1 protein-coding gene is annotated in these 202 nt (G+C 43.6%); it reads right to left on the bottom strand.

Features of this window, described 5'->3' with window-relative positions; all coding sequences use genetic code 11:
- Positions 1 to 202: transposase (locus PZE06_RS34355; RefSeq protein ID WP_275792605.1), on the bottom strand; the 202-nt coding region annotated here is incomplete at both ends.

Below are 202 nucleotides of genomic sequence, written 5' to 3'. Positions count from 1 at the left end.
GGACGGTTTTGCCACTCCTCTAATTCAGGAAGTACTGCATCTGTAATATCGGATACCATTTCATGAGACACAGAGAAACCATAGATCTCCTCTATCGTAGAAGAGATGTCTCGTTGAGACATTCCTCTGGCGTACATCGCAATGACCTTATCCTCGATAGAGGATACGTCTCTTTTACGCTTTGGAATCAATTGGGGTTCAA

The organism is Robertmurraya sp. DFI.2.37 (genome assembly GCF_029211245.1).
Taxonomy (GTDB): domain Bacteria; phylum Bacillota; class Bacilli; order Bacillales; family Cytobacillaceae; genus Robertmurraya; species Robertmurraya methanolica_A.
The sequence above is the reverse complement of the archived record's forward strand: the minus strand, read 5'-3'. Positions and strand labels throughout refer to the sequence as shown.